Source organism: Amycolatopsis sp. NPDC059027 (assembly GCF_042739735.1).
In the GTDB taxonomy this organism is placed as follows: domain Bacteria; phylum Actinomycetota; class Actinomycetes; order Mycobacteriales; family Pseudonocardiaceae; genus Amycolatopsis.
On the sequence record NZ_JBHYIK010000061.1, the window covers coordinates 42,059 to 57,314 of the forward strand.

The 15,256-nt window shown below is 67.9% G+C and carries 13 protein-coding genes and 1 tRNA gene; 13 read left to right on the forward strand and 1 reads right to left on the reverse strand.

What is annotated here, in order from left to right; translation table 11 throughout:
- Positions 1-226 precede the first annotated feature (226 nt).
- The 9 genes from ACFWY9_RS33675 (at position 227) to ACFWY9_RS33715 (ending at position 10,665) form a co-directional block, all read left to right on the forward strand.
- Positions 227-736, forward strand: a complete 510-nt coding sequence (locus tag ACFWY9_RS33675) for a DUF501 domain-containing protein (protein WP_378324494.1) — start codon at positions 227-229, stop codon at positions 734-736.
- Positions 737-915: 179 nt separating this feature from the next.
- Entirely contained in the window at positions 916-2,088 is a 1,173-nt protein-coding gene (locus tag ACFWY9_RS33680; protein ID WP_378340750.1) for a lytic transglycosylase domain-containing protein, read from the forward strand.
- Between the two features lie 42 nt (positions 2,089-2,130).
- A complete protein-coding gene (locus ACFWY9_RS33685) occupies positions 2,131-3,084 on the forward strand; it encodes an exopolyphosphatase (RefSeq protein WP_378340751.1) in 954 nt (317 codons plus the stop codon).
- 250 nt (positions 3,085-3,334) lie between these two features.
- On the forward strand, positions 3,335-4,948 hold the full coding sequence (locus ACFWY9_RS33690; RefSeq protein WP_378324497.1) for an ABC transporter substrate-binding protein: 1,614 nt from the start codon (positions 3,335-3,337) through the stop codon (positions 4,946-4,948).
- A 93-nt stretch (positions 4,949-5,041) separates the two neighbouring features.
- Positions 5,042-5,968: an ABC transporter permease gene (locus tag ACFWY9_RS33695; RefSeq protein WP_378324498.1), complete on the forward strand. Its 927-nt coding sequence runs from the start codon at positions 5,042-5,044 to the stop codon at positions 5,966-5,968.
- The gene (locus ACFWY9_RS33700) at positions 5,961-6,914 is read left to right on the forward strand and encodes an ABC transporter permease (RefSeq protein WP_378324500.1); all 954 of its coding nucleotides are present in this window, start codon (positions 5,961-5,963) and stop codon (positions 6,912-6,914) included. The genes ACFWY9_RS33695 and ACFWY9_RS33700 overlap by 8 nt, the downstream gene beginning before the upstream one ends.
- 16 nt (positions 6,915-6,930) lie before the next feature.
- Positions 6,931-7,923, forward strand: a complete 993-nt coding sequence (locus tag ACFWY9_RS33705; protein ID WP_378340755.1) for an ABC transporter ATP-binding protein — start codon at positions 6,931-6,933, stop codon at positions 7,921-7,923.
- On the forward strand, positions 7,916-8,914 hold the full coding sequence (locus tag ACFWY9_RS33710; protein ID WP_378340752.1) for an ABC transporter ATP-binding protein: 999 nt from the start codon (positions 7,916-7,918) through the stop codon (positions 8,912-8,914). Before ACFWY9_RS33705 ends, ACFWY9_RS33710 begins: the two co-directional genes overlap by 8 nt.
- Before the next feature lie 47 nt (positions 8,915-8,961).
- Positions 8,962-10,665: a S8 family serine peptidase gene (locus ACFWY9_RS33715; RefSeq protein ID WP_378340756.1), complete on the forward strand. Its 1,704-nt coding sequence runs from the start codon at positions 8,962-8,964 to the stop codon at positions 10,663-10,665.
- Between the two features lie 93 nt (positions 10,666-10,758).
- Here ACFWY9_RS33715 and ACFWY9_RS33720 read toward each other — a convergent pair whose 3' ends face one another.
- Entirely contained in the window at positions 10,759-12,261 is a 1,503-nt protein-coding gene (locus ACFWY9_RS33720; protein WP_378324502.1) for a S10 family peptidase, read from the reverse strand.
- A 65-nt stretch (positions 12,262-12,326) separates the two neighbouring features.
- On the opposite strand from ACFWY9_RS33720, the gene ACFWY9_RS33725 reads away from it, so the two are divergent.
- The 4 genes from ACFWY9_RS33725 (at position 12,327) to ACFWY9_RS33740 (ending at position 15,046) form a co-directional block, all read left to right on the forward strand.
- Entirely contained in the window at positions 12,327-13,025 is a 699-nt protein-coding gene (locus ACFWY9_RS33725) for a uracil-DNA glycosylase (protein WP_378324503.1), read from the forward strand.
- An 84-nt stretch (positions 13,026-13,109) separates the two neighbouring features.
- Entirely contained in the window at positions 13,110-14,432 is a 1,323-nt protein-coding gene (locus ACFWY9_RS33730; RefSeq protein WP_378324504.1) for an NAD(P)/FAD-dependent oxidoreductase, read from the forward strand.
- Between the two features lie 24 nt (positions 14,433-14,456).
- Positions 14,457-14,948 (forward strand): SLATT domain-containing protein, encoded by a 492-nt coding sequence (locus ACFWY9_RS33735; protein WP_378324506.1) that lies wholly within the window; start codon positions 14,457-14,459, stop codon positions 14,946-14,948.
- Positions 14,949-14,972: 24 nt separating this feature from the next.
- Positions 14,973-15,046: transfer RNA gene (locus tag ACFWY9_RS33740), tRNA-Leu, on the forward strand.
- Positions 15,047-15,256: the final 210 nt, after the last annotated feature.

Below are 15,256 nucleotides of genomic sequence, written 5' to 3' on the forward strand. Positions count from 1 at the left end.
GTAGGGGGCTGCGGATGTCGCGAAAGCTCCGTTGGGGACGTTGAGCGTCCCGAACGCGACGTTCGCGACATCGGTGCCGCAGGCCGAACCGCTCAACCGGGTACGCCCGGTTGTGTCCGTTGTGGACAGTGCGCGGAAGGGTGGCCGTGCCGCCGATCGGCAGCGTCGGCAGCACCGGGCGCACCGGCGGTCACCGCGCCACGACGCCCCGGCTAACCTGCTAGGCGTGAACAGCGCGGAAAAGCACCAGTTCGAAGCCGTCACCGACGCCGACCGGGAGGTCATCGCGGAGCAGCTCGGCAGGCCGCCCCGTGCGTTGCGGGCGGTCGCCGCGCGCTGCCCGAGCGGGCACCCGTCGGTCGTGCAGACCAGCCCGCGCCTGGAGAACGGCACCCCGTTCCCGACGCTGTACTACCTGACCTGTCCGCGGCTGACGTCGATGGTCGGCACGCTGGAGGCCTCCGGGCTGATGAAGGAGATGACCGACCGGCTCGCCACGGACGCCGACCTCGCGGCGGCCTACCAGCGCACGCACGAGCTGTACCTGGCCGAGCGGGACGCGATCGACCCGCTCGGCCACCAGGTGACCGCCGGTGGCATGCCCGGCAGGGTCAAGTGCCTGCACGTCCACCTCGCGCACACGCTCGCGGTCGGTCCCGGGGTGAACCCGTTCGGTGACGAGACCCTCGCCCTCTTGCGGGAGAAGGGCTGGCCCTCGGGCGACTGCGCCGGGTAACACCGCCTCCCTGGGTAGAGATAACTGGTCTGGGTGGGGGAATCTCGCGGATCGGAGTGGTTCGATCCGCCCGGAGTGGTGAATCCGGGTCCGGCTTGGGGCAGGCTGGCAACGGAGTCCTTACACGGGGTGGGCGAGTATCGGGTTCCTGGGGAATCCGTCCGGGAGGGGCAAGGGGTATGCGTCTGCGAGGACCGGCCGCGATCGGAGCCGCCCTGCGAAGATCGGCGCGACTCCGCGCCCGGCACAAGACCCTCTTCGCCATCGTCGGTGGCGTCCTCGGGGTGGTGCCCGCGGTGCTCGCCGGCACCGGTGTCACCGCATGGCTCGCCGCGTCGGACGTCGTGCCGACCAAGCACGTCGCGCTCACCGACGGGTACGACCCGCGTAACCCCCTGGCTCTGCAGATTTCCGTGGACGGCAGCCTCCCGAACTCGCCGGTGCCGCTCCCGCTCCCCGCCTACGAACTCCCCAACGGCCCGCTCGGCATCCCGGCCACCGCGCTCGACGCGTACAAGAAGTCCGCCGACATCCTCGGCAAGGAACAGCCTCGCTGCCATATCGACTGGGCACTGATCGCGAGCATCGGCCGGATCGAGTCGAACCACGCGCGCGGCGGTTACGTCGACGCGCACGGCACGACGCTGGAGCGCATCCTCGGCCCGCAGCTCAACGGCTCGGGCGGCTTCGCCGCGATTCCGGACACCGACGGCGGCAAGTACGACGGCGATCCGGTGTGGGACCACGCCGTGGGCCCGATGCAGTTCATTCCCGCGACCTGGCTCGGCTACGCCTCCGACGGGAACGGTGACGGTGTCGCCGATCCGAACAACCTCTACGACGCTTCGCTCGCGACCGGCCGGTACCTCTGCTCCGGCGGTCTCGACCTCGCCAATCCCGAGCAGCTGAGTGCGTCGATCCATCGCTACAACAACTCCGACACGTATGTGAACACGGTCATCCTGTGGGCGGAGGCGTACCGGAAGGGCGTGCTGCCGACCCCGGACAGCAAGATCCCGGTCGGCGCGCCGAACGCCGCCGCGGCCCCGCCGCCGCCCGCCGTGCCGCCGCCTCCGGCCCCGCCGTCAGCACCCGGCTCGCCCTCGGTGCCGCCGTCGACATCGCCGACGACGTTGCCAGGCACGACGACGCCGATCACACCGACGAAGCCGACAACACCCACACAGCCGACGACGTGTCTTCCCCCGACGACGATCACCGTGACCCCGACGACGACTGCCACCGGGACGCCGACGGCCACGCCCACACCGCCGCCTCCGACGTGCGGAGCCACGGTCACGGTCACTCCCACGTCGACGACCCCGGCCTCGGGAACAACGACGAAGCCCTGACGCCACCAGGAACGCGGCGGCGTGACTGGTTAGGGTGGGGTCATGCCTCGTGTTGCCGCGATCGACTGTGGGACCAACTCCATCCGCCTGCTCGTCGCCGAGCTGACCCCGCGTCATGACGGCACGGTCGACCTGCGCGATCTGCACCGCGAGATGCGGATCGTCCGGCTCGGCCAAGGCGTCGACGCCACCGGCAGGCTCGCCCCGGAGGCGCTGGAGCGCACCAGGGCCGCGCTGGCCGACTACACGATCGCCGCGCGCCGCAAGGGCGTCGAGAAGGTCCGCATGGTCGCGACGTCGGCGACGCGGGACGCGAGCAACCGGGACGAGTTCTTCGCGATGACCCGCGAGGTGCTCGGCACCGAGGCCGAGGTGATCAGCGGCGACGAGGAGGCGCGGCTGTCGTTCACCGGCGCGGTCGGTGAGCAGGATCCCGACGACGGCCCGTTCGTCGTGGTCGACGTCGGCGGCGGTTCCACGGAGCTGGTGCTCGGCACGTGGGACGGCCGCGAGGCCGAGGTGCTGGCCGCCAAGTCCGTCGACATCGGCTGCGTCCGGATCACCGAGCGTGCGCTCAAGGGTGACCCGCCGACGGCCGACGAGATCACCGAGGCCCGCGCGCTCGCGGCGAAGATCCTCACCGAGGCGTTCGAGATCGTCGACGTCTCGCGTGCCAGGACCTGGATCGGTGTCGCCGGGACGGTGACGACGTTGTCCGCGGTCGCCCAGGAACTGCCCGAGTACGACACCGAGCGAGTGCACCTTTCGCGGCTTTCGCACGCCGACATCGACCGTCTCACCCGGACACTGCTCGCGGCCGACCACGCGACCAGGGCGGCCAACCCGGTGATCCACCCCGGCCGGGTGGACGTGATCGGCGGTGGCGCCGTGATCGTGCAGACGCTGGCCGAGCAACTGGCCGCCCGCGGTGGTCCGGACGAGCTGATCGTCAGCGAGCACGACATCCTGGACGGAATAGCACTTTCGCTTGCCTGAAAGGGAAAAACCCTTCCCGCCGGACCGGATGAGCGGTCGGTGAGCGTGCGGTGACCAACTGTCCCTATTGGTCTGTTCGGCCTATCGATCTTCCTACGAACGTTGTGCTCTAACCGGGTGGTCCCCACCGCTGTCACCCATTTGCAACACGCTGGTCCTGTGAGCGGGTTCACCCCGCCGCTAACGTGCGTCTCACCTTTCGGGCCGGTGCGGGGATCCCGCGCCGGCGGGCACACGAGTTGGAGGGGACATGCGTCGTTCGCGCAGGCTCTGGGCATCCACCGTGGTGGTGACAACCTTGGCATTGGTGGTGGCCGCCTGTGGCGGCTCGGGGTCGAAGGCCGGTGCCGGGGAGGTCGATCCGGATGGCACCGTGACTGTGTACGGCACCGAGCCGGAGAACACGCTGATCCCGGCGAACATCAACGACCTCGGCGGCACCAAGGCGCTGCAGCCCATGTTCGCCGCGTTGGTCGGTTTCAAGGGCGACAGCGCCCAGCCGTACAACCTGATGGCGGAGTCGATCACCACGTCCGACTCCAAGGTCTACGACATCAAGATCAAACAGGGCTGGAAGTTCCACGACGGCACCGAGGTCAAGGCGCACAACTTCGTCGACGCGTGGAACTACGCCGTCCATGCCAACCTGCTCAACGCGGCCTTCTTCAACAACATCCAGGGCTACTCGGAGGCCCACCCCGAAAAGGGGAAGACCGCGCCCACCGACAAGATGTCCGGGCTGAAGGAACTCGGCGACTACGAGTTCCAGGTGACGTTGAACAGCCCGTTCTCGGTGTTCGCCATCAAGGTCGGGTACACCGCGTTCGCGCCGCTGCCCGACTCGTTCTTCAAGGACCCCGACGCCTTCGCGCGGCACCCCATCGGCAACGGCTCGCTGAAATTCGTCGAGCGTACGCCGAACCAGGACATCAAGCTCACCCGGTTCGACGACTACAAGGGCGACGACAAGGTCCATTTCAAGAACCTGAACGTCAAGATCTACATCAGTCAGGAGACCGCCTACCAGGACCTGCTGAGCGGAAAGCTCGACTTCGTCGAAGCCCTGCCGCCGTCGGCCCTTGCCGGGGACAAGTACAAGGCCGATCTCAAGGACAACCTGATCACCGGGCATCTGCTCGGCATCAACGCGATCGCGGTGCCGTCCTACGTGCCGGGTTACAACAGTCCCGATCTGCGCAAGGCGATTTCACTGGCCATCAACCGCGAGGAGATCACCAAGACGGTGATGCACGACGTCTACGTGCCCGCGGACGGCTACGTTTCACCGGGGATCCCCGGTTTCCGGCAGGGCGTGTGCAAGTTCTGCCATTTCGATCCGGAGCAGGCCAAGACGTACTTCCAGAAGTCCGGTTTCACCGGGAAGCTGACCATCGCCTCGAACGCCGACGGTGGACGCAAGGAACCACTGGTCGCCGCCTGCAACAGCATTCACAATGTGCTCGGTGTCCAGTGCGACTTCGTCCCGGCCACCGATTTCGGTCAGTTCCGCGGCCTGGTGAACGCCAGGAAACTGACCGGCATGGGCAGGTCGGACTGGTCGGCGGACTATCCGTCCATCGAGGACTTCCTCAACCCGCTTTACCGGACCGACGGTTCGGCGAACGACTCGGCCTACTCCAACCCGGCCGTGGACAAGATCCTGGAACAGGCCGACTCGACCGCCGACAAGGACGCCGCGATCAAGGTGTACCAGCAGGCCGAGGATCTGATCGCCCAGGACCTTCCGTCAATTCCGGTGTGGAGCGAAAAGGGCGTCGCGGCGAAGTCCAAGAATCTCAAGACCGCCGGGGTCGACTTCCGCCGGATGGCCGACTATCCCTCGATCCAGGTACTCAAGAAGTGACGCGCTGACCACTCCCACCACTCACGGCCTCGTGCGCGCCGCCCGTTCCGGCGGACGGTGCGCACGAGGCCCGGCGCGCACGAGGAACCAGTCATGACTCGGTACATTCTGCGACGACTGCTCCAGCTGATCCCGGTGTTCTTCGGAACCACTTTTCTCATCTACGTTCTGGTGTGGGCCGTGCCGGGGGATCCGTTCGCCGGTAAATGCGGCCAGCGGGCCTGCCCGCCGGAATACGTAGCCATGATGACCCAGAAGTTCCATCTCGACGACAACATCTTCGTGCAGTACTTCAAATACCTCGGGAGCCTGTTCACCGGCGACTGGGGAGAAACCTTCAACGGCAATTCCGTCGGCGAGCTGATCGGCAACTCCTATCCGATCACCCTGCGGCTGGCACTCGTCGCGGTGGCGATCGAGGCGATCATCGGCCTCACCGCGGGCGTACTGACCGGCCTGCGTGGCAAGGGATTCCTCGACAACCTGGTCCTGGTGTCGACCACCTTCCTGATCTCGCTGCCGGTGTTCGTCACCGCGATCGTGCTGCAGCTCGTGCTCGGCACGGAGCTGGGCATCATCGACGTCAGCGTCTCGGACGATCCCGGGGTGGGCGAACTGATCGTGCCGGGCATCGCGCTGGGCAGTCTCTCCATGGCGTATGTCGCCCGGCTGTCGAGAACCTCGATCGCGGAGAACCGGCACGCCGACTACGTTCGCACCGCGATCGCCAAGGGCCAGCCCCGCGGCCGCGTGGTCGGGGTGCACCTGTTGCGCAACTCGGTGATCCCGGTGCTGACCTTCCTCGGCACCGACCTCGGCACGTTGATGGGCGGCGCGATCGTCACCGAGGGCGTGTTCAACATCAACGGCCTCGGCGGGCTCGTCTTCCGCGGCATCCAGAACCGGGAAAGCGCGACGGTCACCGGTGTCGTCGTCCTGCTGGTGCTGGTGTACCTGCTGATGAGCCTGATCGTCGACCTGCTCTACGCCGTTCTCGACCCGAGGATCCGCTATGACTGACCCGAATCTCGTCGGCGGTGGCGGCGCCGACGCGGCCGAACTGTCCCGTGTGGACGATTCCGCCACCGGACCACAGAAGCCCCGCAGCCTGTGGAGCGACGCGTGGCGGCAGCTGCGCCGCAAACCGGCGTTCGTGATCTCCGCGATCATCATCCTGATCGTGGTGCTCATCGCGATCGCGCCGGGACTGTTCAGCTCTCGTCCCGCCGGGTTCAGCGATCTGGCCCACGCCAACGAAGGACCGTCCGCGGACGCCTGGTTCGGTTACGACAACCAGGGATACGACGTCTACGCGAGAACGATCTACGGCGCTCGTGCCTCGTTGCTCGTCGGAGTGTTCTCGACGCTGCTGACCGTCCTCATCGGATCGATCGTCGGGATCATCGGGGGATACTACGGACGGCTGATCGACTCCGTGCTTTCGCGGTTCGGCGACATCTTCGCCGGGCTGCCGTTCGTGCTGGGCGCGATCGTCATCCTGACCACGTTCAACGCACCGGGCAGCAATCCGGGGCCGGTGACCATCATCGTCCAGGTCGTCGTGTCGATCGCGGTGCTGAGCTGGCCGGTGGCGATGCGCATCATGCGTTCGGCGACGTTGGTGGCCAAACAGCTCGACTACGTCAAGGCCGCGCGCGGGCTCGGAGCGAGCACGCCGAGAATCATTTTCCGGCATCTGCTGCCGAACACGATCGCACCGGTGCTGGTGTACGCGACCATCGCGCTCGGCGCGTTCATCGGGGCCGAGGCGACACTGGCCTACCTCGGTATCGGGGTCCGGCCGCCGGTGGTGTCCTGGGGCGTGATGATCAGCGACGCCAGGGACTACTTCCGCAACGCCCCGCACATGCTGCTCTTCCCCGGTGCGTTCGTCACGTTCACCGTGCTCGCGTTCGTCATGCTCGGTGACGGGATCCGCGACGCGCTCGATCCGAAGTCGAGGTAGCCCGATGTCGTCTGCGATGGACAACGAGCTGTTGCTCGAAGTCGAGGACCTGCACGTCGAATTCCGGACGTCCGAGGGCGTCGCGAACGTGCTCAACGGTGTCAGCTATTCCGTGCACGCCGGGGAAACCCTCGCCGTGCTCGGCGAATCCGGATCCGGCAAGAGCGTCACCGCGCAGACGGTGATGGGCATTCTCGACACTCCGCCGGGCGTGGTCACCGGGGGTACGATTCGGTTCCGCGGCGAGAATCTGCTGACCGCGTCCGAGGAACGGCGCATGCAGGTGCGCGGCGGGGAGATCGCGATGATCTTCCAAGACGCGTTGTCCGCGCTGAATCCGGTGTTCACCGTGGGTTTCCAGATCGAGGAACAGCTGCGTGTCCGGTTGGGAATGTCCAGAAAGGACGCTCGGCGGCGCGCGGTGGAGCTGCTCGACATCGTGCGCATTCCCGCGGCGGCGCGGCGGGTGCGGGAGTATCCGCACCAGTTCTCCGGCGGGATGCGGCAGCGCGCGATGATCGCGATGTCGCTGGCGCTCGATCCGGACCTGCTGATCGCCGACGAGCCGACCACCGCGCTGGACGTCACCGTGCAGGCGCAGATCATGGACCTGCTCGCGGAGATCCAGGCCGAGCGGCGGATGGGGCTGGTCCTGATCACCCACGACCTCGGGGTGGTGGCCGAGGTCGCCGATCGGATCGCGGTGATGTACGCCGGGCGCATCGTCGAGCACGCCGACGTCGGCGATCTCTTCCGCGCGCCGGGGCATCCGTACACCGCGGCGTTGATGGATTCCCTGCCCCGGCTCGACCTCAAAGGACAGACGCTGGAAACGATCAAAGGCCTGCCGCCGAGCCTGCTCAGGATTCCCGAGGGCTGCCCGTTCCACCCACGCTGCAAGCGGGCCGAGGATCGGTGCACGACCGAGTTGCCCGCCAAGCGCAGCCTGGGTTTCGGCAGGACCAGCGCCTGCCATTTCGCCGAAGAGGTGGTGAGTTCGCGTGGCTGAGCCGATTCTGCGGGTTACCTCGCTGGTCAAGCACTTCCCGGTACGGGTCGGGGTGCTGATCAAGCGCACCGTCGGGTACGTGAAGGCCGTCGACGGCGTTTCGTTCGATCTGATGCCAGGGGAAACCCTTGGCGTGGTGGGGGAATCCGGCTGTGGGAAGTCCACATTGGCCCAGGTGCTGATGCGCCTGGAGGAGCCGACGGCCGGGACCGCGACGTTCGAGGGCAAGGACATCTTCGCGATGCGTGGCGCCGAGCTGCGGCGGCTGCGGCGCGAGATCCAGATCGTCCTCCAGGACCCGTACACCTCGCTGAACCCCCGGATGACCGTGGGCGACATCGTCGGTGAGCCGTTCGAGATCCACCCGGACGTCGCGCCCAAGGGCTCGCGTGCGGCCAAGGTGCGTGAGCTGCTCGAGGTCGTCGGGCTGAACCCGGAACACCTCAACCGGTACCCGCACCAGTTCTCCGGCGGCCAGCGTCAGCGCATCGGGATCGCGCGGGCGCTCGCGCTGCGGCCCAAGGTGATCATCTGCGACGAGCCGGTGTCCGCTTTGGACGTTTCGATCCAGGCGCAGGTGATGAACCTCCTCGGTGATCTGCAGCAGGAGTTCGGACTGTCCTATGTGTTCATCGCGCACGACCTTTCGGTGGTGCGGCACCTGTCCAGCAGGGTCGCGGTGATGTACCTCGGCAAGATCGTCGAGATCGGCACCGAGGAGGAGATCTACGAGCGGCCGTCGCATCCCTACACGCAGGCGTTGCTCTCGGCGGTTCCGGTCGCCGATCCGGCGGTACGCGGGCAGCGGCAGGTGATCCGGCTGGAGGGTGACGTGCCCAGCCCGCTGGATCCGCCGTCCGGCTGCCGGTTCCGCACTCGCTGCTGGAAGGCGCAGGACGTGTGCGCGAACGACGAGCCCGAGCTGATCGGCAGGACCGACGGCCACCTCTCGGCGTGTCATTTCGCGGAGCAGAAATCCGTGGTCCCCTAGGAGGAATGATGAAGAGAAGACCCAGGTTGCTCGCCGCCGCCTGCACGATGTCGTTGTGCGGCGCACTTTCCGTGTTCGCCGCCCCGGTTGCTTCGGCGCAGCCGCGGCTTTCCGGACCGGCGACCGAGTTCACCGTGCTCGCACGCGATTGGTCGAGCGTCGCGGCGGCGCAGCAGGCCGTCCGCGACGCGGGCGGCACGATCGTCTCGACGAACACCGCGGTCGGCCTGATCACCGCCAGCGCGCCCGCGAACGGCTTCACCGAACGGGTTTCGGGAAACCGCGCGGTGTTCGGCGCGGCGAAGGCGAAGCCGATCGGCTCGGCGCCCAAGGACGGCGCCCCCAAGACCAAGCCGGACGCCGTCGAGAAGGAAGGCCAGGGAAGTGGCAAGGCCGCGCCCACCGCCTCCGCGCGGCGCGCGAACCCGGTCAAGACCGATCCGCTGGACGAGCAGCTGTGGGGCCAGAAAGCCGTCCGCGCCGATCTGGCGCACACGGTGACGAAGGGCAGTAAGAAGGTAAAGGTCGGCATTATCGACACCGGTGTCGACGGGACGCACCCGGACATCGCGCCGAACTTCGACAGGGCTGACTCGCGGAACTTCACCAAGGACATTCCCAGCGACGTCAACGGAACCGTGGTCGACGGGCCGTGTGAGTTCCGCGGTTGCGTCGACCCGGTCGACCACGACGACAACGGGCACGGCACGCACGTCGCGGGCATCATCGGCGCCGCGCTGAACGACTTCGGCGTCTCCGGGGTCGCGCCCGACGTGTCGCTGGTGAACATCCGCGCCGGCCAGGACGCGGGCTTCTTCTTCCTCCAGCCCGCCGTCGACGCGCTCACCTACGCGGGCGACGCCGGGATCGACGTCGTCAACATGAGCTTCTACGTCGACCCGTGGCTGTACAACTGCACAGCGAACCCTGCCGACACCCCCGCGCAGCAGGCCGAGCAGCGGACGATCATCGAAGCGCTGACCCGCGCGATGAACTACGCGCACGGCAAGGGTGTCACCCAGGTCGTGGCGCTGGGCAACCAGCACGACGAACTCGCCGCGCCGCACGACGACGTCACGAGCCCCGACTTCCCGAGCAACAGCACGCATCCGCGCAAGGTCGACAACGCGAGCTGCTTCTCGCTGCCGGTCGAGGGCCCGAACGCGATCGGCGTGGGCTCTTTCGGCCCGACACAGGCCAAAGCGGACTACTCGAACTACGGCACCGAGCGGATCTCGGTGTCCGCGCCCGGCGGATACTTCCGCGACGGTTACGGCACCCCGTGGTTCCGCACGCTGCAGAACGAAATCCTCTCGACCTATCCGAAGAATGTCGGCTTGGCGGCCGGAACCATCGACGCCGCCGGGAACATCACCCCCGCGGGAGTCACCGCGGGCATCCAGAAGGACACCGCCGCTGACGGCCGCGTCGGCTACTACCAGTGGCTGCAGGGCACGTCCATGGCGGCGCCGCACGCGACCGGGGTCGCCGCGCTGATCATTTCGCGCTACGGCAAGCCTTCGCGCGGTGGTTTCGGGATGGACCCGGCCGCGGTGAAGCGCGTCCTCGAAGGCACCGCGTCGCAGATCGCCTGCCCGGTGCCGCGGACGGTGGACTACCTCAAGGAGGGCCGCGACGCCTCGTTCACCGCGACCTGCCTCGGTGACCCGGCGTTCAACGGCTTCTACGGCCACGGCTCCGTCGACGCCTACGCCGCCGTCACCCACGGCGCCGAGTTCGTGCGTCCGTAGGTGGCTCGAGCGCCCCAATGTGGCATTGGGTGCGTTGGACGCACCGAACGCCACATTGGGGCGCATGAGCCCCGGACGGAGAGGAGGGACCACTCAGTCGCGGTTCGAGGCCTTCTTGACGAACTTGGCCAGGTCTTTCGACTGCTGAAGCCGGGTCGGTTCGTGGACGTACATCATGTGCCCCGCCGGGTAGTACGCCGTGTCGATGTTCTCCCGTAGTTCCTCCGGGATCTGCAGGCGGGCCAGCACGTGCTCGGCGGCGAAGTGCGGGGTGGCGCCGTCGTAGTGGCCGAAGGCGACGTGGACCTTCAGGTGCGGGTTGGCGCGCATGGCCGAGCCGAGTGAGTCCACAACGGACACTGAGCGGCCCTCGAAGTCCGAATAGGACCACGCCTTGAACGTGTCGATCGAGAGGATCTCGTACGGCAGGTCGTTCTGGTAGCCGAGTTCGGCGCGCACGTAGTGGTTGAACCCGGCTGCGTAGGCACCGATGATCCGCGAGACCGACGGGTCGTCGCTGGCGTGCTCGCGGCCGCCGTCCGGTTCCCAGGTGGTGAACCGGCCGTCCATCCGGCCGACGACCAGGCCGCGGTCACGCAGCAGCTCGGTGAAGAACCGCACGTGCTCGATACGCAGTCCGACACGGTCCACATAGGACTCGCTGAGTCCGGTCAGTGAAGCCAGGGTGGCGACGGCCTCCGTCCGGTCCTGTGTGGACAACCGGGCGCCGCGGGCGAGTGCCCACGGCAGTTCCTTCGCGGCGAAGTCCTCGGCGTCGGCGAGCACGTCGTCGAGCGGGCGGTCGCCGTGCAGGCCGTGGTAGTGCGCGATCGCGGCGTAGGTGGGGACGAACAGCGAGTACGGCAGGTCGTTGCCCTCGGTGAACCGCAGGGTCCCCATGTCGAGCACGGAGGAGATGAGCAGCAGCCCGTTGAGGTAGAGACCGTGCCGCTCCTGCAGGTGCGCCGCCAGCCCGGCGGCGCGCAGCGTGCCGTACGACTCGCCGGCGAGGAACTTGGGGGACAGCCAGCGTTCGTTGCGCGACACCCAGAGCCGGATGACCTCACCGACGGATTCGATGTCGCCCTTGAAGCCGAGGAAGTCCTTCGCCGTCTCGCCGTCGGACGGGCGCGAGTAACCGGTCGAGACCGGGTCGATGAACACGAGGTCGCTGTGCGCCAGCAGGCTTTCCGGGTTGTCGGCCAGCCCGTACGGCGGCGCCACCGGATCGTCGACGTCCCCGGAGAGCACCCGCCGCGGGCCCAGCAACCCGAGGTGCAGCCAGATGCTGGACGAGCCGGGGCCGCCGTTGAACGCGAAGGTCACCGGACGCGTGCCGGGGTCGGCGTCGTCGAGCGTGTAGGCGGTGACGAAGACCTCCGCCTTCGGCTTGTGGCCCTCCGATTTACCGTCGGTCACGACCTCCTTGCGCAGCACGATCCGCCCGGTTTGCGCGGTGTAGGCCAGCTTGCGCCGCTTCACCGTCAGCGTGTGGTGGGTCGTGACGAGGTCGTCCGTCGGCTCGGGAGCGGGCTTCCCGGGGGCCGCCGGCTCTGCCGCGTCGGCTGTGGTGTCTTCAGAAGTCGTTTCCGCCATGGAACCAACTTAGTGCCGCGACAGCACGACCTTCGGCGGTCGCGGCGCTGTGGCATGGTGACCTGGTGCACACCCGTCCGCGCTCGCTGCCCGAACTGGACGCCGAGGTGATCGGATGCCGCGCCTGCCCGCGGCTGGTCGCCTGGCGCGAGCAGGTCGCGGTCACGAAACGTCCCGCGTACGCCGATCAGGAGTACTGGGCCCGCCCGGTCCCCGGGTTCGGACCCGCCGACGCCGCGCTGGCGATCGTCGGGCTGGCCCCCTCGGCACACGGTGCGAACCGCACCGGGCGGATGTTCACCGGTGACCCGTCCGGCGACTTCCTGTTCCGCGCGTTGCACGAGGTCGGGCTGGCTTCGCAGCCTACGTCGACCGAGATCGGCGACGGGCTCGAACTCATCGGGACCCGGATGGTCGCGCCGGTCCGCTGCGCGCCGCCGGAGAACAAGCCCACCCCTGCCGAGCGGGACAACTGCCGTCCGTGGCTGGCGGCCGAACTCGATCTGCTGCGGCCTGCCCTGCGCGCGATCGTCGTGCTCGGCGCGTTCGGCTGGCAGGCGCTGATGCCGGTGCTCGCGGACGCCGGATGGCCGGTGCCGTCGCCGCGGCCGGCCTTCGGGCACGGTGCCGTGCTCCAGCTCGACGACCTGCGAATTTTCGGCTGTTATCACGTGTCCCCCCGCAATGTCCAGACGCATCGGGTGACTCACGCGATGGTGTGTGACGTGCTGGCCTCGGCCGCCGAGGTGGCGGGACTCTTCTGAATCGGTGCCGAAGACGTGGCGACGCTGGTCACAGCCGGGTGGGGTCCCCGAGCGATACCCGCGAGTGAGTGCGACTATAGGTGCATGGCTGCTAAGTCGGAACCGACTCGGATCCTCGTGCTCGGTGGTGGGTACGTAGGGCTGTACACCGCGTACGGCCTCCAGAAAATGCTTCGGGCCAATGAGGCGTCCGTGACGGTCGTTGACCCCCAGCCGCACATGACCTATGCCCCGTTCCTGCCGGAGGCGGCGGCGGGCGCGATCGAGCCGCGACACGTGGTCGTGCCGCTGCGGCGCGTGCTCAAGCGCTGCCACGTGCTCACCGCGCGGGTCACCAAGATCGAGCAGGCGCAGAAGTCCGTCACGGTCGAGGCCGCGGACGGCCACGTCGAGCAGCTTGGCTACGACGTCCTCGTGGTCGCGCTCGGTGCTGTCGCGCGTGTCCTGCCGATCCCCGGCCTGGTCGAGGAGGGTATCGCCTTCAAGACCATCGGTGAGGCGATCTACCTCCGCAACCACGTCATGACGAAGCTGGACGAGGCGGCCAGCACGCTCGATCCCGAGCTGCGCAAGCGCTTGCTGACGTTCACCGTCGTGGGCGGCGGGTTCGCCGGCATCGAGGCGCTGGCGGAGCTGGAGGACATGACCCGCTTCGCCACGAACTACTACCCGAACATCAAGCCCGAGGACATTCGCTGGGTGCTCGTCGAGGCCGCCGGGCGCATCCTGCCCGAGGTCCGCGAGACGCTGGGTGTGTACACGGTGCAGCAGCTCGAGAAGCGCGGCATCGAGGTCTACCTGTCGACGGCGGCGAAGTCCTTCGAGAACGGGCACGTCGTGCTTTCGGACGGCACCGAGTTCGACACCGACACGATCATCTGGACCGCCGGGGTGAAGGCCAACCCGGTGCTGGCGAACTCGGATCTGCCGCTGGACAAGCGCGGCAGGCTCGAGGCGACCGCGGGCCTGCAGGTCGTCGGTCACCCGGACGTCTGGACCGCGGGCGACAACGCCGCCGTGCCGGACCTCTCGCGTACCGAGGCCGACCCGACCGCGACGTGCCCGCCGAACGCGCAACACGCCGTGCGCCAGGCGCGGGTGCTGGCGAAGAACATCATCCGGGTCATCCGCGGTGGCAAGCCGAAGGACTACTACCACAAGAACCTCGGCGCCGTGGCCAGCCTCGGCCTGCACAAGGGCGTCGCGGACGCCATGGGCATGAAGATCAAGGGCTTCCCGGCGTGGCTGTTCCACCGCGCCTACCACCTCAAGGCCATGCCGACCTGGAACCGCCGGGTGCGCATCCTCTTCGACTGGATGCTCGGTGGCCTGTTCCGCCGCGAGATCATCTCGCTGGGCCAGATCAACAACCCGAAGGAAGACTTCGCGCGGGTCTCGAAGTCCTGACGCGCCAGGGACTACTGTCGAGAGGTGAAGGCCTCTCGGCAGTCCGTCCCGGCTGTCCCCCTTCGTTCCGGGCTCACCCCGCTCGAACTCGCGCAGCACGTGCTGGAGCGGATCGAGCGGGACAACCGCCACGTGCACAGCCGTAAGCGCCGTTTCCGCTGGCGGGCAGTGGCGATCCGGGTGTTGCTGCTCGCCCTGTCCGGGACGTCGACGATCATCCTGGGGTTGCAGAACCTCAACGGCTGGACAGGTTTCGCCTTCGCTCTGGTCGCGGTCACCACCGTGGTGGGCGCGCTGGAGCCGTTCTTCGCCTGGCGCTCGCTGTGGGTGCTGATGGAGGAAGGCCAGTTCCACTTCTACCGGCTCCGCGACGAACTCGCCTTCTACATCGCCTCGACGCCGCCCGCCGAACTCGACCCGGCCGTGATCAGGGCCAAGTTCGAGGAGTACCAGGAAGTCTGGGGGCAGGTCGGGAAACGCTGGCTGGAGTTTCGGCGGACCGACGCCGCGAGCTGACGCGCATCGCCTAGGCTGGACGGTGCCCCCGTAGCCCAACTGGCAGAGGCAGTCGACTTAAAATCGACCCAGTGCGGGTTCGAACCCCGTCGGGGGCACTCGTCTGGGCGGACCGTGTCCGCGGAGTGCGCGGACCATCGCCGAGTGCTGGTGTCCTTGGGGGCCGAGCCCCCAAACCCCGCGCCGGGGGCGCGCCCCCGGACCCCAGTGGGTGTTGCGTGGCGTTGTCCGGCTCCGGTCGCTGACCACGCCCTTTCCGGATGTCGTGCCGTGAAGGCCTCCTTACCGGCGCTGACTGCCGGTAAGGA

Excerpts from the sequence above, each read along its gene's own strand:
- ACFWY9_RS33680 (WP_378340750.1), top strand. The coding sequence starts at position 916 with ATGCGTCTGCGAGGACCGGCCGCGATCGGAGCCGCCCTGCGAAGATCG.
- ACFWY9_RS33685 (WP_378340751.1), top strand. The coding sequence starts at position 2,131 with ATGCCTCGTGTTGCCGCGATCGACTGTGGGACCAACTCCATCCGCCTG.
- ACFWY9_RS33690 (WP_378324497.1), top strand. The coding sequence starts at position 3,335 with ATGCGTCGTTCGCGCAGGCTCTGGGCATCCACCGTGGTGGTGACAACC.
- ACFWY9_RS33695 (WP_378324498.1), top strand. The coding sequence starts at position 5,042 with ATGACTCGGTACATTCTGCGACGACTGCTCCAGCTGATCCCGGTGTTC.
- ACFWY9_RS33700 (WP_378324500.1), top strand. The coding sequence starts at position 5,961 with ATGACTGACCCGAATCTCGTCGGCGGTGGCGGCGCCGACGCGGCCGAA.
- ACFWY9_RS33705 (WP_378340755.1), top strand. The coding sequence starts at position 6,931 with ATGGACAACGAGCTGTTGCTCGAAGTCGAGGACCTGCACGTCGAATTC.
- ACFWY9_RS33715 (WP_378340756.1), top strand. The coding sequence starts at position 8,962 with ATGTCGTTGTGCGGCGCACTTTCCGTGTTCGCCGCCCCGGTTGCTTCG.
- ACFWY9_RS33720 (WP_378324502.1), bottom strand. The coding sequence starts at position 12,261 with ATGGCGGAAACGACTTCTGAAGACACCACAGCCGACGCGGCAGAGCCG.
- ACFWY9_RS33730 (WP_378324504.1), top strand. The coding sequence starts at position 13,110 with ATGGCTGCTAAGTCGGAACCGACTCGGATCCTCGTGCTCGGTGGTGGG.